Here is a 17,608-nt window from a genome sequence, read left to right as displayed (position 1 = left end):
TGCGCACACAAGTTGTGCACGGTTCACACTGGCCGCTCCGGAACGGCGGCGGGCAGAGCGCCGGATGACTGCTGCCGCGGGCCGGGCAGGGCCAGTTCCGTCGCGAGCCGCCCCGCCATCCGCGCCCGGTGCTCGCCGGCCGCCGCGCACAGCGCCCGTACGGCCCCGGCGAAACGCTCCTGGGACGGTGGCTCGGCCGGGCCCAGCAGCCGCCGGGCCAGCGCGGCGCGCTCCGCCGCCCGTCCGTCGCGCTCGGGATGCCGGACCGCGTCCAGCAGCGCGGGCACCCCGGCCGCGTCCGGCGTCAGCACGGTCGCCGCCGCCACCGTCGGGAACGTCTTGCGGAACCCGTCCTCGGCCAGCCCGCTGGTGTTGGCCACCGCGTACGGCTTGCCGCTCGCCAGGAAGTCGCTGATGACACTCGACACATCGCTGATCAGCAGGTCGGCCCGGTTGAAGCAGGAGTACAGGGCCGGCCGGGCGTCCGTGACGACCTGGTGCTCCCACTCGGGCAGCGAGGCCCAGTACGCCTCCTCCCAGGCGTCCGCCGCCCCCGCCACCGCCGCGGCCCGTCCGGGCTCCGGCGCGGGCTGCCGCAGCATCCGTTCCGCCTGGTCGGCGGCCGAGCGGAATCCGGCGGTCGTGAGCCGGTCCAGCTCCGTCGTCCGGCGGGCCAGCTCACCCGCCGCCGACGCGTCCGGCCGGGGCCCGCTCCGCTCCCGGTTCGCGGCCCGCACCAGCTCCCGGATGCGCAGATCGGCGGCCCGGGCCCGCGGGTCCACCGACCCCGTCAGCGGGTGCGGCTTGTACAGCAGCCGTACGCCCGGGTCGGCGAGCAGCGCCCGTACGAGGTTCTCCCCGGCCTCGATCACCGACGTGTTGCCGGGGTTGCCGTCCCAGCCCTCCCAGGTCGGCGCGTACAGCACCGTCGTGTACGCGCCGGGCGCGGGCGGCCCCGCGTACGGCCGTACGGCGTCCAGCTGCGGGCGGCCGATCTCCACCACGTCCTTGTCCTCGACGCCGACCTCCGCCAGCGCATACCGCTCGCGCGCCGCCGGACCGGCCACCCACACCTCGTCGTAGGCCTTCGCGTACGGGTTGCAGGAGGACAGCTTGTCGCTCTCCCCGTGGTTGACGAAGGCGTGCTTGATCGTGGGGATGCGCAGGACCTGCGAGGTCTTGCCCGAGTTGGAGGGGTGCAGGAGGACGCGGAGGGTGGACTGCTCCAGGCGCATCAGCGTGGAGACCTTCGGCAGGCACACCACGGGGATGTCGGTCGCCGCGATCCGCTGCACCATGTGCCGCTCCCGCAGGATGATCACCGGCCGGCCGTCCAGCCGCGCCAGCGGCTCCAGCCACATGTTGGCCTGGTACGCCGAGGACGCCCCGCCCGAGAAGTACAGGCCGACGGTCGGCCGGTACTCCGCCAGCCAGCCGTCGAACCAGTCCAGGACCTCCCGCTCGCCCGCCGGCCGGCGCCCCGGCAGCAGCCGCAGCAGCAGCGCGCCGAGGCCTGCCAGCGACACCGCCAGCGACAGCGCGAGGCCCGCCGCCCCGTACACCGGCGCGTCGGTGGCCGTCGTCACCAGCAGCCCGGCGGTGGCGGGCAGCCCCAGGACCGCCAGGCGGTGACCGGGGCGGCGCAGCAGCGCGGGCGGGGCGGGGGTCAGGCGCAGCGCGGAGGCGTCGATGTTCCGGGTCACCACGGGCAGCGTCCGGGTGCGCCGGACCAGCACCGAGACCGCCTGGATCGCCCAGTGCAGCCCGTAGAAGACGAGCAGGGCGGCGACGAGCGGGGCGTACGCGGGCTCCCGGTGCTGCTCGCCGAGCCGCAGCAGGCCGACCACGAGCAGCAGGTCCCGCAGCACGTGCCGCACCGTGACGTCGGCGTGCGACTTGGCGAACAGCGACACCATGCCCCGCTGCCAGCGGTACAGCACCCCCTCGGCGGCCAGCGAACCGGCGGTCGCGGCGAGCAGCAACGGCACGTGCGGCAGCAGCGCCCCCACGGCCTGCGCCGCCGAGGCGGTGGCCAGCACGCCGAGGACGAGCAGCTTCACGGCTGTCCGGCGACGCAGGAGGGCGAGGCCGGGGACCCGGAGGCGCGGACGCCCGGGGCGGCCGGAGCCGAGGCGCGAAGGACCGGGGCGGCCGGGGCCGAGGCGCGAAGGACCGGAACGGGGGGCACGGCGGGGAAGTCCGCGGCGGGGCAGGGATAGGGGCACTGCGGTCGCTCCAGGCTTGCTCGTCGCGCATCGGACATACGGGTTAACGCACGGCGACCTCCGGACGACACGCACGTGTTGTCCCGGCCCCCGGCGCGGAGCCGGCAGGCCGTCCCGTCCGCAGCCTGGACGGCGACGCGGGGCGCGCTCCGCGTCGCGTAGATTTCCTGGTGGGCGCCCGGGCGGGCGCGCGTCGACGGGGAAGGACGGGCGGCAACAGTGGCTGGGGCAAGGCAGGCCGTGGGCGAGGCCCGCAGGATCGTCGTCAAGGTCGGTTCGTCCTCGCTGACCACCGCGGCGGGCGGTCTGGACGCCGACCGGGTCGACGCGCTCGTCGACGTCCTCGCGAAAGTACGCAGCGGCGGGGAGAGGGAGATCGTCCTCGTCTCCTCCGGTGCCATCGCCGCCGGTCTCGCCCCGCTGGGCCTGCGCCGCCGCCCGAGGGACCTGGCCCGCCAGCAGGCCGCCGCCAGCGTCGGACAGGGCCTGCTGGTCGCCCGCTACACCGCGTCCTTCGCCCGCTACGGCGTCCGCGTCGGCCAGGTGCTGCTGACCAGCGACGACATGAGCCGCCGCGCCCACCACCGCAACGCCTCCCGCACCCTGGACAAGCTGCTGGCGATGGGCGCCTTCCCGATCGTCAACGAGAACGACACCGTCGCCACCGACGAGATCCGCTTCGGCGACAACGACCGCCTCGCCGCCCTCGTCGCCCACCTGGTCCACGCCGACCTGCTGGTGCTGCTGTCCGACGTGGACGGCGTCTACGACGGCGACCCGAGCCGGCCCGACACCTCGCGGATCGCCGAGGTGCGCGCACCGGCCGACCTCGCGGACATCGAGATCGGCAGCGCGGGCAAGGCGGGCGTCGGCACCGGCGGCATGGTCACCAAGGTCGAGGCGGCCCGGATCGCCGCCGCCGCCGGCATCCCCGTGGTGCTGACCAGCGCCGTGCACGCGGCCGACGCCCTGGCCGGCGGCGACACCGGCACCTACTTCCACGCCACCGGCAAACGCTCCGCCGACCGGCTGCTGTGGCTCCAGCACGCCTCGACCCCGCAGGGGGCGCTCGTCCTCGACGACGGGGCGGTGCGCGCGGTCGTCGAGGGCCGCAAGTCGCTGCTGCCGGCCGGGATCGCCGGCGTCGAGGGCGAGTTCGCCGCGGGCGAGCCCGTCGAGCTGCGGGACGGGAAGGGCCGCGCGGTCGCCCGGGGACTCGTCAGCTTCGACGCCAAGGAGCTTCCCCGGCTGCTCGGCCGCTCCACCCGGGACCTGGCGCGCGAACTCGGACCGGCGTACGAACGCGAGGTCGTACACAGGGACGATCTGGTGATCCTGCACCCGTAATGGGTCGAAACGTCCCCGAATCGGCGGTGTACGTTCCGCAAAACCGCCCCGCGATCTTGCGGGGCCTGCTCAACTTTCCTTCAGGGACAGGCCCGGCCGACCACCGGGCTCAGCAGTGTGCGTGGAGGAGGCCGTCGTGAGCGGAGTGCGCCCTGGAACGGCGGCGTCCCGCGCCCGCCCGGGCGGCGGCGCCCGCAAGGCGTCCCGCGCGGCCGGTGAGGAACGCCCCCTGACCAGCGTCGCGGCCGGCGACCGGTTCCGGGGCGAGGAACCCGAGCACACCCCGCGCCTGTGGCACGTCACGCTCAGCGTCTCCGGCGCCCGCGCCCCGCTGCCCGAGGTCCGCCGCGCCCTGGAACAGCTCGCCCACGACCACCCGTTCCTGCTGACCAGCCGCTACGCCGACGACCACGCCGAGATCCGGTACTGGGAGGAGGCCCGCGACCTGCACGACGCCGCCGCCGTCGCCCTGCGCCTGTGGGGAGAGCACCGGCAGACCGCGGGACTGCCGCCCTGGGAGATCGTCGGTCTGGAGGTCATCGACCGGGTGACCTACCACCAGCGCATCGCCGCCGGGTACGGACCGGCCCCGGCGACACCGGTCGGGGTGCACCCGTTCTAGCCGGGGCCTCGCCCCGGGCCCCCGCCCGCCCGATGACGCCCGGCACGCGCTCGTGCCCCGGAGCGCGGCGCGGGGTTCGCCGGGTCGCTCGGCGCGTTGTGCGCCTGGACGCCCCGCTCCCGGTCGTGGTCGCGGTGCGGGTCCGCAGAGGGCACTCGCCGCGGCGGGGACGTACACTCCCCGCGGCCGGCACGCGCTCGCGCGAGGAGCCCCCGGCGCCACCCGCGGCCGGCCCGCCTCCCCAGGGGGGCGACGGGAACACGGCCGCCGGCCCCGACCGTCCCTTTTCACCCCGTCCGGCGCATGTCTCGCGGTTCGGGACGACCGGTGGACGACCCGTCCGGCCTACTACGCTTCCCCCATGACCACGCTCTCGCCGTACGACTCGATGTCCCCGGTCACCCGGGCCGCCTACCGGGCCAAGGCCGCCGCGGCCGACCTCGCGCCGCTGCCGCGGGCCGCCAAGGACGACGCGCTGCTCGCCGTCGCGGACGCGCTGGAGGTCCGTACCAGCGAGATCGTCGAGGCCAACGCCCAGGACGTGGCCAAGGCCCGCGCCGCCGGGACCAGCGAGGCCATCGTCGACCGGCTCACGCTCACCCCGGAGCGGGTCCGCGCCATCGCCTCCGACGTGCGCGACGTCGTCGCCCTGCCCGACCCGGTGGGCGAGGTCGTGCGCGGCAACACCCTCCCCAACGGCATCGACCTGCGCCAGGTCCGCGTGCCGCTCGGCGTGGTCGGCATCATCTACGAGGGCCGGCCCAACGTCACCGTCGACGCCGCCGCCCTGTGCCTGAAGTCCGGCAACGCGGTGCTCCTGCGCGGCTCCTCCTCCGCCTACCGGTCCAACACCGCCCTGGTCCGGGTCGTCCGCGACGCCGTGGGCGGGGCCGGCCTGCCCGCCGACGCCGTGCAGCTGGTGCCCGGCGAGAGCCGGGAGAGCGTGCGCGAGCTGATGCGGGCCCGCGGCCTGGTCGACGTGCTCATCCCGCGCGGCGGCGCCTCGCTGATCAACACCGTCGTCCAGGAGTCCACCGTCCCCGTCATCGAGACCGGCACCGGCAACTGCCACGTCTACGTCGACGCGCAGGCCGACCTCGACACGGCCGTCGACATCCTCATCAACTCCAAGGCCCAGCGGGTCAGCGTCTGCAACGCCGCCGAGACCCTGCTGGTCCACCAGGACATCGCCGCCGAGTTCCTGCCCCGCGCGCTGGACGCCCTCGCCGAGGCCGGCGTCACCGTGCACGCCGACGAGCGGGTCATGGCGTACGCCAAGGACTCGAAGGCGACCGCCGTCGAGGCCACGCCGGAGGACTGGGAGACGGAGTACCTGTCGTACGACATCGCCGCGGCCGTCGTCGACTCCCTCGACAAGGCCGTCGAGCACATCCGGTTGTGGACCTCCGGCCACACCGAGGCGATCGTGACGACCTCGCAGCAGGCCGCCCGCCGCTTCACCCAGCTGGTCGACTCCACCACCGTCGCCGTGAACGCCTCCACCCGCTTCACCGACGGCGGCCAGTTCGGCTTCGGCGCCGAGATCGGCATCTCCACGCAGAAGCTGCACGCCCGCGGGCCGATGGGGCTGCCGGAGCTGACCAGCACCAAGTACATCGTCACCGGCGACGGGCACGTGCGGCGCTGACGGCCGGCCCCGCGCCCGCGGCGCACGCCGCGGACGGGCGGCACGCGCCCGTGACCCGATCGGGGCATCTCACCCACCGGATGAATTTCCCCGCCGTCTGCCCAAATCGACCCCCCAGGTCTACTCTGGACCCGTGCCGGAGGACGTGGGGGGTAGGCCGTTCCCTGACGGCTGGGAGCCCGACGACGACCACGACCACGGGGTGTCGGACGAAGAGTTCGCCTCCGTGGTCTTCGACGAGGCCTTCGTACGGGCGGCCGTGGTGCACGAGCCGTCCGCCGTCGAGCGTCTCCTGGCCGCCGCCGAGGCCAGAGCCGAGGCCACCGAGGCGGAAGCGGCCCGCCGCGGCCGCAGCAGAGCCGAGCGCTACGACGACGGGTACGGCGACTTCGGCCATGATCCCGACCTCGACGACCCGGACGACGACCGGGACCTCCTCGACCGCCCCTACGGCGCTCCCGCGGCCTACGGCAAGCAGGTCCGCTGGCACCGGCCGGTCGCCTGGATGCTCGCCCTCGTGATGGGCGTCGGCATGGTCGCGCTGGCCTTCGCGGCGGTCTACCGCGGCGCCTCCTCGGGCGGCGGCACCGAGCAGGTGCCCCCACCGGCCTCGACCGGCCCCGAGCAGGGCGGCACCATGACGCCGTCGGCCTCCGCCGACTACTCCCAGCCCGCCGTGCCGGTGATTCCGCGCACCCCCTGACCTGCCGCCCGGCGGTTCGAGGCCGTGCCGACTCCACCCGCGGCAGCGCGTTTACGGGACCCTCCGCAGACCTACCCTGAAGGTATGGCAGGGCTGGGCGACCCGCCCGGAGGGACGCCCGAGGGCTCCCCCGGAGGCGGAGAGGACGAGTACCGATCCGTCGTCTTCGACGAGTCGTTCGTCCGCGCTGCCCGCCTGGAGGAGTTCTCCGCCCAGGAGCGCATCGCCGACCACGCGCCCGCCGTGCGCCGCCGTACCCCGCTGCGCCGGGCCGGTCTCTCCCGGCAGGCGCTGATCCTCGTCGTACTCATAGCCGTCGCCGTCGGCACCGCCCTCTACATGGGCGTACGCCACCCGTACCAGAGCCCCGCCACCCAGCGGCCCGCCGAGCCGGTGCGGATGACCGTCGTCCCGCTCGCACCGCAGGGCGAGGTGCCCGGCGCGCAGGACGCCGCCCACCTGTACGCGAACAGCCCCGCCGCGGAGTTCCGGACCGCGGCGAAGGGCGTCCCGCTGCCGGGCCACCACCGCACCGCGCACTTCTCGGACGACCAGGTGCTGAACGCCCTGACCACGGCCAAGCACTACATCGTCCGCTCGGCGCTCGACCCCGACGTGCTCGGCGGCCGGGAGGTCCGCTCGGTGCGGGTGCTGCTCGACCCGGACCAGCTGCAACAGTTCGACGAGAGCTTCGAGAGGCCCGTCCCGGACGGCCGGCACGCGCCCACCGGATGGCTGGTGCGCTTCGACCCGGCCCGCGCCGAGCTGGCCGACGCGGAGATCCGGGTGCACGGCAGCATGCGGTTCACGGAGACCGACGCCTCCACGCTGGAGGTCTCCGCCGACCACACCATGGTCTACCCGCTGCGGCCCCCCGGCGACGACCGGGCCGAGACATCGCTGTTCACCGTCCGGCGCGAACTGCTCTTCCGCTTCGACCGGGAGGACCTACGCCTGCAACAGACGCAGGTCGTCGCCTCCTACGTCCAGGCCGGACCGCTCTCCTGCGCCGACGACTCGGCCGGCCACCTGCGCCCGCTGCTCGCCGGCCAGACGGCCAGGACCGGCATTCCCGCCGGCACCGACCCGTACACCGAGGACAACCCCACGGCCCTGTGCGGCACCCTCGCGGCGAGCGCCCAGCCGAAGGTGTAGCCGCCCGGTCGAGGGCGCAGCCGCTCGACCGGAGGCGCGGGGCGGCCGGCGCCCCGGGGAGCCCTCAGGCGCCGCCGCCCGGCGGACGGTCGTCCGGCGCCTGAGACCCGCCCGGCGTCCCGTCCGGGCCCTCGGACGACGACCCGTCCGCGTCCTTGGGCGACGACCCGTCCGCGTCCTTGGGCGGCCTCGGCTGCGAGGAGGTGAAGCCGCCGAAGCCGCGCCGCATCCGGTCGCCGAGGTCCCCGGCGCCGCCGGCGATGTCGTTCACCAGCTTCATCAGCGGGTCCTTGGAGCTGCGCACATGGGTGGCGTAGCTGGACGCGGACTCGCGGAAGGAGTCCCGCACCGAGGTGTCCTTGTCCTCCTCGCGCCGCGGGTAGTGGCCGTCCATGATCCGCTGGTAGTCCCGGGAGGCCGCCCACTTCTTCAGCTCGGCGGCCCGCACCGTGGTGAAGGGGTGGGAGCGGGGCAGCACGTTGAGGATCTTGAGCACGGAGTCGCGCAGGTCGCCGCCCGCCTCGTACTCCTCGGCCTGCTCCAGGAACGCGTCCACGTTCATCTCGTGCAGGTGGTTGCCGCCGGCGATCTTCATCAGGCCCCGCATGGACGCCTGAAGGTCCTGGCCGACCAGCAGACCCGCGCGGTCGGCGGACAGCTCCGACTTGCGGAACCACTCGCGCAGCGCGGTGACGATCGCCATGATCGCCACGTTGCCCAGCGGGATCCAGGCGACCCGGACCGCGAGCGAGGTCAGGAACAGCAGGATGGTCCGGTAGACCGAGTGTCCGGACAGCGCGTGCCCGACCTCGTGCCCGACGACCGCCCGCATCTCCTCCTCGTCCAGCAGCTCGACCAGGCCCGTGGTGACGACGATGATCGGCTCGTCCAGGCCGATGCACATCGCGTTCGGCTTCGGGTCCTGGTTCACGTACATCGCCGGGACCTTCTCCAGGTCCAGGATGTAGCAGGCGTCGCGCAGCATGACGTTCAGATGGGCGAACTGCCGGTCCGAGACGCGCACCGAGTCGGAGAGGAACAGCAGCCGGAGGCTGCGCTCGGGCAGCAGACCGCTCAGCGCCTTGAAGACCGTGTCGAAACCGCTCAGCCTGCGCAGCGCCACCAGCGCGCTGCGGTCGGCCGGGTGCTCGTACGCACGCGAGGAGATTCCGGGGAAGCGCCTGCGCTGCCTGCTCGGCACGTTCTCGTGCCCGTTGTGCTGGTGGCCGTCGGACATGTCTTCCCCCATGTGCGTGTGTGTGGCCTGTGCGTGTGTCTGGGCCTTTGCGAACCCTTGTGCGGCCCTTTGCGCCCCCGAGGCCGAGCCCAGCCTAGGCGGAGATACCGTGGACGGGCAGTACAGCGAAGGAGTCCACGTCATGTCGCACACCCCCCACACCGACTGGCTCGCCGCGGCGGCGACCGCGGCCGAGCAGCAAGGGCCGGGGAATCTGCTCCGGATCGTGCTGATCGTGATGGTGGTGGGCTGTGTGCTGACGGCGTGGTTCCTGCTGCGGGGGTACAGCCGGAAGGACGACTGACGGGATCCGAAGGTTCCCCGGACCGCACCGGAGCACCTCGGGCCGCCTCGGACCGTCCCCAACGGCGGAGTCGGCGTGATCGCCCGGGAGGCGCCCGCATACGATGAGGCGACGTCTTTATTCCGCCCACACCGGATAGGTCCTGCCGAAGATGAGCTTCCACAGCACCGCTGCCCAGATCGTGACCCTCGCCTCCGAGGGCGGCGAGGAGCACAGCGGCAACCACGAGAGCCTCAGCCCCTACGTCACCGGCATCGGCGCGTTCGTCATCCTGATGCTCCTGCTGTGGATCACCACCCGGTTCAACCGCGACCGCTGAGCCCGGGGGCCGCGTGCCCCGGGACCGTGGGCCGGGCAGGAGCCTTCACACCGGGCCGGTAGGGTCTGCACGCATGGGAGAGCAGGACATGCCTACCGGTCCGGCGCACGACACGGCGCACGCGCCGGAGCGCGGCACGCAGAACCGCGCGGTGCCCGCCCGCGCCGCCGGCGGCGGCCCGGCGCCCTCGGGCAAGCGCCGCCTCGGCGTCATGGGCGGCACCTTCGACCCGATCCACCACGGCCACCTCGTGGCGGCCAGCGAGGTCGCCGCGCAGTTCCACCTCGACGAGGTGGTGTTCGTACCCACCGGGCAGCCCTGGCAGAAGAGCCACCGCACGGTCTCCGCCGCCGAGGACCGCTACCTGATGACGGTCGTGGCGACCGTCGAGAACCCGCAGTTCTCCGTGAGCCGCATCGACATCGACCGCGGCGGCCCCACCTACACCGTGGACACCCTGCGCGACCTGCGCGCGCTCAACCCGGACGCGGACCTGTTCTTCATCACCGGCGCCGACGCCCTCGCCCAGATCCTCACCTGGCGCGACAGCGAGGAGCTCTTCTCCCTGGCGCACTTCATCGGCGTCACCCGGCCCGGTCACACGCTGACGGACGCCGGACTTCCCAAGGGGGGTGTCTCGCTGGTCGAGGTGCCCGCCCTCGCCATCTCCTCCACGGACTGCCGTGCGAGAGTCGCCAAGGGCGATCCCGTCTGGTACCTGGTGCCGGACGGAGTCGTGCGCTACATCGACAAGCGCCAGCTGTACCGCGGCGAGTGAGCCGAGAGGGGCACCGGTGAACGAGGGATACGACGCGGGATACGGCGGCGACCAGTACGAACTCGTCGGCTACGACGAGTACGGCCGGCCCGTGTACCGCCAGGCACAGGGCCAGGCCCAGGCCCAGGCCCACAGCGGCGGGCAGCAGCCGTACGACCCCTACGACCCGTACCCGCAGCAGCACGGCGGCGGGCAGGCCCAGCAGGGCTACGGCTACGACCCGTACGCCACGGGCGGGCAGCAGCCCTACGACGCCTACGCCTCCCAGGCCGGCTGGGACACCGGTCAGCAACCGCCGACCCCCGCCCACGACGGCCAGTACGGCGCCCAGTACGGGGACGGCCGGGCCGGGCAGCAGTACGGCCCCTCCGACCCCTACGGCCAGGCGGTCACCGGCGGCCCGCAGCCCCAGGTCGCCGAGCAGACCGCGCACATCCCGCAGCAGGCCGGACCGCGCGACGAACCGGAGGTCTCCGCCGAGAGCGCCGAACCCGACCGGGAGTACCGGACCGAGCAGTTCGCCTTCGTCGAGGAGCCCACCGACGACTCCGAGGACGTCATCGACTGGATGAAGTTCACGGAGAACCGCACCGAACGCCGCGAGGAGGCCCGGCGCCGCGCACGCGCGCGTGTCGTCGCCCTGGTCGTCGTCCTGGCACTGGTCGCCGTCGGCGGCGTCGGCTACCTCTGGTACGCCGGGAAGCTCCCCGGCATGTCCTCCTCGGACGACAGCGCGGGCGGTACGACGGCCGCGGGCGCCCAGAAGCGCGACGTGATCGCCGTCCACCTGCACGACACCGACGGCGGGGGCACCTCCACCGCGCTGCTCGTCGACAACACCACCACCCAGCAGGGCACCGCCGTCCTGCTCCCCAACACCCTCGCCCTGACCGCGGACGACGGCACCGCCACCACGCTCGCGAAGTCCGTCGACGAGGCCGGCCCCGACGCCACCCGCACCGCGCTCGACACGGTCCTCGGCACCGACATCGAGGGCACCTGGCGCCTGGACACCCCCTACCTCCAGATCCTGGTCGACCTGGTCGGCAACATCGAGGTCGACACCGACACCGACGTCCCCGACCCGGACGCCAAGGAGAAGGGCGCCGCACCCCTCGTCCGCAAGGGCGAGGCCCAGACCCTCAGCGGCAAGACGGCCGTCGCCTACGCCACGTACCGCGGCTCCGGCGAGGAGGCGAACGCCCAGCTGCAGCGGTTCGGGCAGGTCATGCAGGGCGTGCTGCGCAAGCTGTCCTCCGATCCGCAGGCCGCGACGACCACCGTCCAGACCCTCGGCCTGATCCTCGACCCGCCGCTGACCGAGAAGGACCTCGGCTCCTTCCTCGCCGGCCTCTCCGACCTCGCCAAGGGCGGCGACTTCAAGACCGCCCTGCTGCCCGTCCAGGACGACGGCAGGCTCAGCGCCGAGGCCGCCGACAGCGTCGTCAAGGACGTCCTCGGCGGCACCGCCAAGAGCCCCGACAAGGACGCCGCCGTCAGCGTCTCCGTCCGCAACGCCACCGGCGACGAGGACCGCACCGCCAAGGCCCGCGTCACCCTCCTCAACGGCGGCTTCACCTTCCTGGAGGGCGGCACCGCCTCCGGCACCCAGGCGACGTCGGAGGTCGTCTACGCCGAGGCCGCCGACAAGGAGAACGCCGTCCAGGTGGCCAAGACGCTCGGCCTGTCCGCCGACGCGGTCGAGCAGGGCAAGGTCTCCGCCAACGCCAGGGTCTCGGTGGTGCTCGGCCAGGACTACGAACCGTCCTCGTAGGGGCGGACGTTTATCACGTGGGCCGCCGTCGGCGGTCGTGAGACCCTTGAGGTCAAACGACCGCCGACCGAAAGCCACGCAGTGACCGCGACCGACCGATCCATCGAACTCATCAACACCGCCGCCCAGGCGGCAGCCGACAAGCTCGCGCACGACGTCGTCGCCTACGACGTCAGCGACGTGCTGTCGATCACGGACGCCTTCCTGCTGGCCTCCGCGCCCAACGACCGCCAGGTCAAGTCGATCGTCGACGAGATCGAGGAACGACTCAACAAGGAACTCGGCGCCAAGCCGGTCCGCCGCGAGGGCGACCGCGAGGCCCGCTGGGTCCTGCTCGACTATGTCGACATCGTCGTCCACGTCCAGCACAGCGAGGAGCGCGTCTTCTACGCCCTGGAGCGGCTGTGGAAGGACTGCCCCGAGCTGGAGCTGCCCGCCGACGCCAAGGAGACCCGCGGCAAGGCGAAGGAGCACGCCGAGCGCCAGGCCGCCGAGGAGGCGACGGACACCGACGGGGACTGGCGGTGAGCGCCACCGGTGAGGTGACGGCCGGCCGGCCCGGCCGGGGCCGGCGCGTCATCCTGTGGCGGCACGGACAGACCTCGTGGAACGTGGAGCGCCGCTTCCAGGGCACCACCGACGTCGAGCTCACCGAGACCGGCGTCGCCCAGGCCCGTCGCGCCGCCCGGTTGCTGGTGCACCTGAAGCCCGACGCGATCGTCGCCTCCGACCTGCGCCGGGCCGCGCGCACCGCCGCGGAGCTGGCGGCGCTCACCGGCCTGGACGTGACCCACGAGGAGGGCCTGCGGGAGACCTACGCGGGCGTCTGGCAGGGCCTGACCCACGACGAGATCATCGCCCGGCACGGCGAGGAGTACGCGGCGTGGAAGCGCGGCGAGCCGGTCCGCCGCGGCGGCGGCGAGCTGGAGACCGAGGTCGCCGACCGGGCCGCCCCCGTCGTGCTCCGGCACGCCGAGAAGCTCGCCGAGGACGGCACGCTCGTCGTGGTCAGCCACGGCGGCACGATCCGCACCACCATCGGCCGCCTGCTCGGTCTGGAACCGCACACCTGGGAGAGCCTGGGCGGCCTGACCAACTGCTGCTGGTCCGTCCTGGGCGAGGGCGCCCGGGGCTGGCGCCTGCTGGAGCACAACGCCGGCACCCTGCCGGAACCGGTGCTCGGCGACGACGACTGACCGGTCCCGGGCGGCCCGGGACGGGTCCCGGGCGGGCGCGGGAACCCGGATTTCACTTTCCGGCAGGTCGCAGGCTAAAGTTCTTCTTGTTCGCCCCGCCGAGCGGAGCGAAACACCACTCGGCCCGGCCGGGTGGCAGCAAGGGGCTATAGCTCAGTTGGTAGAGCGCCTGCATGGCATGCAGGAGGTCAGGAGTTCAATTCTCCTTAGCTCCACAGCCCACGGACGAATCCCGTCCCCCTCGGGGGGCGGGATTTTTCGTTTGCGTCCGCTTGAGCAACACGCGTCCCACGGGCGTATACCTCGGTGGAACTCCGTGTCCGGACCGGTACTGAGGCGTCGCTGACCGTATTGGCCCGCTCGTGGCAGAATCAAACGGCCGGAAGGGGACCGCGACCCGACGGGAGGGAGTGGCGATGCCTGCGAGCATCCTCGAGGAGGTCGGTCACCTCCTCGGCTCAGCGGTGACACGGAACACGGCCACTCGTCTTCTCTGCCCCTCCTGCGGTTCCGGGCACGTGGCCCAGGTCCTCGGCGACAACGGCGGAATCTCATACGTGTGCACGGCCTGCGGCCACAGCTGGAGCTGATCGATGGGTGCACACAGGCGGAAGTGCGACTGGTGCGGCAGCGGCACCCCGATCGTGCGGGACATGGAGCCGGTGAACCCGGACTACCAGTACTGGTGCGAGGAGTGCGCGCGGGCGCTGATCATAAAGGGCGACCCGATCGAGACGTACCGCGAACTCGAGGGCGAGCCGATCTACGGCCGGCTCCTGGAGGAGCACTGCACGCTCAAGCGGTTCTACTCGTTCGTGACGGCCTAGCGATCCCCGACGCGCTCTCCGATACCGACGCCACAAGAGGGCAAAACGGGCAAACCGGAAACGATTTGGTGTTGGACCCGGTGGACCGTGTAATGTTGGCGTCGCCGCCGGGGAAACCGGGCGGACGAAGAAGCAAGGGGCTATAGCTCAGTTGGTAGAGCGCCTGCATGGCATGCAGGAGGTCAGGAGTTCAATTCTCCTTAGCTCCACAGTGAAATGAACCCCCCGGACCGTTCGGTCCGGGGGGTTCGTTCTTGTGTCAGCGGCCGAGCGCCCTGCGTCCCCGCCCCGGGGACAGCACCGGCAGGTTGGTGCGCGAGGAGGGGGCCTGGCCGCGGGTCTCCTCCTCGATGCGCAGGGCGAGCGCCGGACAGCGGCGCACCGCGCGGACCGCCTTGGCCTCCGCGAAGCGCGGTACGTCGGCCTGTGCGACGGTCGGGAAGCCGTCGGCGCCGAGCTGGAAGACCTCCGGGAGGATGTCCGCGCACAGCCCGTGGCCCCGGCACAGCGTCCAGTCCACGTAGATCTTCTGCCGGCTGGGCCCGCTCTCCCCGTCGCCGCCCGGGATGCCCGTAGGGGTCCCCCCGCCCTCCAGGAGCGGCAGGACGCCTTGGACGGGCCGTCCGCAGCCGTTGCCGAGGACGTGGGCGGCGAGGTCGTCCGTGAACGCCTTGACGGTCGACTCCAGGAACATCGCCGAGCCGTCCGGGTGCGAGCAGGCGCCGCGCCGCTTCACGTTCCGCGCGACCTGCTTGACCGCCTCCAGCGCGGCCGGACCGCCGCCGTTCAGGATGTCCTCGAGTCCCCGCGCGGCGGCCGGCAGGCCGAGGTAGCAGGGGCCGCACTGGCCGGCGCTCTCCTCCGCCAGCCACTGCGCCACCCGCAGCGACTCGCCCAGCGGGCAGGTGTCCTGACCGATCGGCAGGATCGCGCCCGCGCCGAGCGAGCCGCCCGCCTGCTGCAGCGAGTTGCGGGAGACGATCGCCTCGTCGACGGTCACCGCGTCGATCCACTTGCCGTGGTAGCCGCCGGTCAGCACGCCCTGCGGCACCGGCGGGGCGCCGGCCAACTGGAGGACGTAGCGCAGCGGCACCCCCGTCGGCACCTCGATCACCATCGGACGGGCGACCGCCCCGGACACGGTGAGCATGACGGTCCCCGGCTCGTCGTACAGGCCGGTGTTGCCGTAGCGCTCCGGGCCGATGCGGGCGGCGATCGCCAGCTGGGCGAAGGTCTCGGCGTTGGACAGCAGGGTCGGCGCGCCGCCCACGCCGCTCCTGGAGGCGCTGACCTTGCGGCCGGGCGGGATCGCCGGGCCGCCGTCGATGGAGCGGATCAGCGAGGCCGCCGCGCCGGTGACCATGCGCACCGGGTTGCGCTGCACGCGCGCGCGGAGCGCGGAACGGCGTCCGTTGCTCAGCCCGCGCTCGGCGAGGGCGGCCTCCATGGAGCGCTGGGTGGACTCACGGGTGACGCCGATGACGAGGGTGCGGGCGCCCATGGCCTCGGCGCACAGCAGCGCGCCGTCCAGGATCAGGTGCGGGGCACGGTTGATGAGCACCGTGTCCTTGCGGCAGGCCGGCTCGTCCTCACTGCCGTTGACGACCACGACCGGCCGTACGCCGCGCTTGATGGCGGACTCGGCGACCGAGCGCAGCTTCTTGTGGAAGGGGAAGCCCGCGCCGCCGCGGCCCCTCAGGTTGATGCGTTCGGAGAGCTGCGCCAGCTGCTCCCCGCCCATCGGTTCGAGCGGCCCGTGCACCTTCAGGTGCATGGGCAGGTCCAGGCGCTCGACAAGGTCGAAGCCCGACGTGAGCTGGGGAAGGCCGACCACGCGGACTTCCGGGACGTCGGGCAGGGCCTCGTTCACTTAATGGCCTCCGGAAGGCGTGTTCCAAGGTTCGCCCGAACCCGGTGCGTCGAAGTCCCAGGACGCGTCGCGGGGCGACGTGCCCCGGGGCGCACCGGGGGTCGGTTCAGGGGTGGGACCGCTGTTGTACGTGTCGGTCGGGTAGTACGTGTCGTGGACGGCGTTCGTCTCACCCGTGTCGTACACGTCACTCGAGCCGTAGGCCGAGGAGTGGGCCGCGGTGTCCGTATTGCCGTAGACGGGGATGGTGTGCCCCGTGTCGTTGAGCGGGTCGTACGCCGACGGGGGCGCCTCCCCGACCGGGGGCGGTGACGGTATCGGCCAGCTTCCCGACGTGCTGCCGCCGCCGTCCACGACGGACATCGCCTCGGTGGGCCGCATGTCCGGTGGCAGCCGGGTGGCGGCGGTCGCGTCGGCCGTCAGCGGCCGGCCGCGTCCTCCGGCGGGCCCGGACACGGCACGGTAGGCCGCCGCGAAGCCGCCGGCGGGCTCCGGGGGCGAGAGGCGTTCCGCGGGTTCGTACAGCGGTGCGGCCGGGGACGTCCCGCGCGGCCCGGACGCCGCGGGGCCCTCGTACCCCGGCAGTGCGGCGGCCGTGGCCCGGGACCGGCTCTCCTCCAGGTCCTCGCGGGTGTTCCGCTCCGCGGTGCCGAAGAAGGCGGCGATCCGGTCGGCGACCCTGCGCTTGACCGGGCGGGGTGCCGCGCGCAGTGCCAGGGCCGCCATGACACCGAGTACGGACAGGCCGTACAGGATGGTGAACAGCGGCTTCGCCGCGCGACCCGCGTAGAGCCCGTGCAGCAGGGCCAGGCACCAGGCCGGGTAGGCCAGCATGTGCATGGCCCGCCAGCGCGAGGCCACCGGCGCCGGGGTGGCGAAGCGGTTGCGCAGGGCGCCGGTGACGCCCACGAAGATCATGAGCATGCTGGCCAGGGTGCCGAAGCCGATGAGCACGGACCGGCCCCCGAACGCCTCGTCGTCCGTGGCGAGCAGCCCGAAGGGGATCACCGCGGCGACCCAGGTGGTGTGGTCCAGCGCCAGCTTGACCCCGATGTGCACCAGCAGGAACACCACCGAGGCGACGGCGGTGCTCCGGTGCACCGCCTGGGCCAGGATGCGCCGGCGGGCGTCGAGGACGATCCGGTCCTGGGCCACCAGCCCCCAGATCACGGAGCAGCTCAGGAGGACGAGGGAGAGGACGCCGGCGCCGAAGTTCAGGAACTCCGCGAAGGTGTCGTCCACCGTGCTGTCGTTCGTCACCACGGCATTCCTCCCCACGTCAGGGATGCGCGGGGAGGGGGTGGGCTGTCGCTGCGGGGATGGATCAGGGGAGGGTTCATGGGGGCAACTCCGAGCGGTTCGGGAAAGCGGTCCCGCTGCCGCACTCTAAGTGGCGCCATACCCACGGGTACGAGGTTTGAGTTATTGCGTTGTTATCAAACGACAATGCGCTCGTGGCGTTGTCCTTTAGCGGTTGTTACGCGAAGTAACCTTTGACCTTGGTTCAGGTTTCGGGCCGATGGACGGCGTCCGGCGGCCGGAGAGCGGCGCCCCAGGGCTCCGCGGGAAGCCCGTCGCGGCCCGCTCGGCGACTGCGGTACCC

The 17,608-nt window shown here is 73.0% G+C and carries 16 protein-coding genes and 2 tRNA genes; 14 read left to right on the top strand and 4 right to left on the bottom strand.

Annotated features, from left to right (window positions below; genetic code table 11):
• Nucleotides 1-23: 23 nt before the first annotated feature.
• Nucleotides 24-2,060 (bottom strand): hypothetical protein, encoded by a 2,037-nt coding sequence (locus tag ACLIN4_RS11845; RefSeq protein ID WP_411575755.1) that lies wholly within the window; start codon nt 2,058-2,060, stop codon nt 24-26.
• A 405-nt stretch (nt 2,061-2,465) separates the two neighbouring features.
• On the opposite strand from ACLIN4_RS11845, the gene proB reads away from it, so the two are divergent.
• The 5 genes from proB to ACLIN4_RS11820 all read left to right on the top strand — a co-directional run bounded on the left by proB (nt 2,466) and on the right by ACLIN4_RS11820 (nt 7,700).
• The gene (gene proB, locus ACLIN4_RS11840) at nt 2,466-3,572 is read left to right on the top strand and encodes a glutamate 5-kinase (protein WP_179342731.1); all 1,107 of its coding nucleotides are present in this window, start codon (nt 2,466-2,468) and stop codon (nt 3,570-3,572) included.
• A 145-nt stretch (nt 3,573-3,717) separates the two neighbouring features.
• Nucleotides 3,718-4,194, top strand: coding sequence for a hypothetical protein (locus ACLIN4_RS11835; protein ID WP_100048516.1), 477 nt, complete (start codon nt 3,718-3,720; stop codon nt 4,192-4,194).
• Between the two features lie 361 nt (nt 4,195-4,555).
• Nucleotides 4,556-5,842 carry a glutamate-5-semialdehyde dehydrogenase gene (locus tag ACLIN4_RS11830; RefSeq protein WP_107480482.1) on the top strand — a complete coding sequence of 429 codons (1,287 nt, stop codon included), beginning with the start codon at nt 4,556-4,558 and terminating at the stop codon, nt 5,840-5,842.
• Between the two features lie 133 nt (nt 5,843-5,975).
• Entirely contained in the window at nt 5,976-6,545 is a 570-nt protein-coding gene (locus ACLIN4_RS11825; protein WP_289903205.1) for a hypothetical protein, read from the top strand.
• Nucleotides 6,546-6,629: 84 nt separating this feature from the next.
• Nucleotides 6,630-7,700, top strand: a complete 1,071-nt coding sequence (locus ACLIN4_RS11820) for a hypothetical protein (RefSeq protein WP_307652835.1) — start codon at nt 6,630-6,632, stop codon at nt 7,698-7,700.
• Between the two features lie 64 nt (nt 7,701-7,764).
• Here the strand turns inward: ACLIN4_RS11820 and ACLIN4_RS11815 are convergent, their stop codons facing one another.
• Nucleotides 7,765-8,937, bottom strand: coding sequence for a M48 family metallopeptidase (locus ACLIN4_RS11815; RefSeq protein WP_289904016.1), 1,173 nt, complete (start codon nt 8,935-8,937; stop codon nt 7,765-7,767).
• 142 nt (nt 8,938-9,079) lie between these two features.
• On the opposite strand from ACLIN4_RS11815, the gene ACLIN4_RS11810 reads away from it, so the two are divergent.
• The 9 genes from ACLIN4_RS11810 (at nt 9,080) to ACLIN4_RS11770 (ending at nt 14,344) form a co-directional block, all read left to right on the top strand.
• On the top strand, nt 9,080-9,241 hold the full coding sequence (locus ACLIN4_RS11810; RefSeq protein ID WP_179342636.1) for a hypothetical protein: 162 nt from the start codon (nt 9,080-9,082) through the stop codon (nt 9,239-9,241).
• A 151-nt stretch (nt 9,242-9,392) separates the two neighbouring features.
• Nucleotides 9,393-9,560, top strand: a complete 168-nt coding sequence (locus ACLIN4_RS11805) for a hypothetical protein (RefSeq protein WP_043373015.1) — start codon at nt 9,393-9,395, stop codon at nt 9,558-9,560.
• 73 nt (nt 9,561-9,633) lie between these two features.
• Entirely contained in the window at nt 9,634-10,338 is a 705-nt protein-coding gene (nadD, locus tag ACLIN4_RS11800; protein WP_107479345.1) for a nicotinate-nucleotide adenylyltransferase, read from the top strand.
• Between the two features lie 16 nt (nt 10,339-10,354).
• Nucleotides 10,355-12,112, top strand: coding sequence for an LCP family protein (locus tag ACLIN4_RS11795; RefSeq protein ID WP_411575754.1), 1,758 nt, complete (start codon nt 10,355-10,357; stop codon nt 12,110-12,112).
• A gap of 81 nt (nt 12,113-12,193) precedes the next feature.
• A complete protein-coding gene (gene rsfS / locus ACLIN4_RS11790) occupies nt 12,194-12,640 on the top strand; it encodes a ribosome silencing factor (protein ID WP_100048514.1) in 447 nt (148 codons plus the stop codon).
• On the top strand, nt 12,637-13,308 hold the full coding sequence (locus ACLIN4_RS11785; RefSeq protein ID WP_100048515.1) for a histidine phosphatase family protein: 672 nt from the start codon (nt 12,637-12,639) through the stop codon (nt 13,306-13,308). Before rsfS ends, ACLIN4_RS11785 begins: the two co-directional genes overlap by 4 nt.
• Nucleotides 13,309-13,450: 142 nt before the next feature.
• Nucleotides 13,451-13,523, top strand: a tRNA-Ala gene (locus ACLIN4_RS11780).
• 378 nt (nt 13,524-13,901) lie between these two features.
• Entirely contained in the window at nt 13,902-14,135 is a 234-nt protein-coding gene (locus tag ACLIN4_RS11775; RefSeq protein ID WP_003976229.1) for a hypothetical protein, read from the top strand.
• Between the two features lie 136 nt (nt 14,136-14,271).
• A tRNA-Ala gene (locus ACLIN4_RS11770) sits at nt 14,272-14,344 on the top strand.
• Nucleotides 14,345-14,394: 50 nt separating this feature from the next.
• On the opposite strand, the gene ACLIN4_RS11765 is transcribed toward ACLIN4_RS11770, so the two are convergent.
• On the bottom strand, nt 14,395-16,005 hold the full coding sequence (locus ACLIN4_RS11765) for an NADH-quinone oxidoreductase subunit NuoF family protein (RefSeq protein WP_179350635.1): 1,611 nt from the start codon (nt 16,003-16,005) through the stop codon (nt 14,395-14,397).
• Nucleotides 16,006-17,268, bottom strand: coding sequence for a cytochrome b/b6 domain-containing protein (locus ACLIN4_RS11760; RefSeq protein WP_411575753.1), 1,263 nt, complete (start codon nt 17,266-17,268; stop codon nt 16,006-16,008). It abuts the gene before it with no gap.
• Nucleotides 17,269-17,608 lie beyond the last annotated feature (340 nt).

The sequence above is a fragment of the Streptomyces mutabilis genome (assembly GCF_046628145.1).
GTDB lineage: Bacteria > Actinomycetota > Actinomycetes > Streptomycetales > Streptomycetaceae > Streptomyces > Streptomyces mutabilis.
Note: the sequence above shows the minus strand (reverse complement) of the source record. Positions and strands in the feature narration are given on the sequence as shown.

Bases quoted from the DNA above. Each gene is read 5' to 3' on its own strand.
- ACLIN4_RS11830 (WP_107480482.1), top strand. From the start codon at position 4,556: ATGACCACGCTCTCGCCGTACGACTCGATGTCCCCGGTCACCCGGGCC.
- ACLIN4_RS11820 (WP_307652835.1), top strand. From the start codon at position 6,630: ATGGCAGGGCTGGGCGACCCGCCCGGAGGGACGCCCGAGGGCTCCCCC.
- ACLIN4_RS11815 (WP_289904016.1), bottom strand. From the start codon at position 8,937: ATGTCCGACGGCCACCAGCACAACGGGCACGAGAACGTGCCGAGCAGG.
- ACLIN4_RS11810 (WP_179342636.1), top strand. From the start codon at position 9,080: ATGTCGCACACCCCCCACACCGACTGGCTCGCCGCGGCGGCGACCGCG.
- ACLIN4_RS11805 (WP_043373015.1), top strand. From the start codon at position 9,393: ATGAGCTTCCACAGCACCGCTGCCCAGATCGTGACCCTCGCCTCCGAG.
- nadD (WP_107479345.1), top strand. From the start codon at position 9,634: ATGGGAGAGCAGGACATGCCTACCGGTCCGGCGCACGACACGGCGCAC.
- ACLIN4_RS11775 (WP_003976229.1), top strand. From the start codon at position 13,902: ATGGGTGCACACAGGCGGAAGTGCGACTGGTGCGGCAGCGGCACCCCG.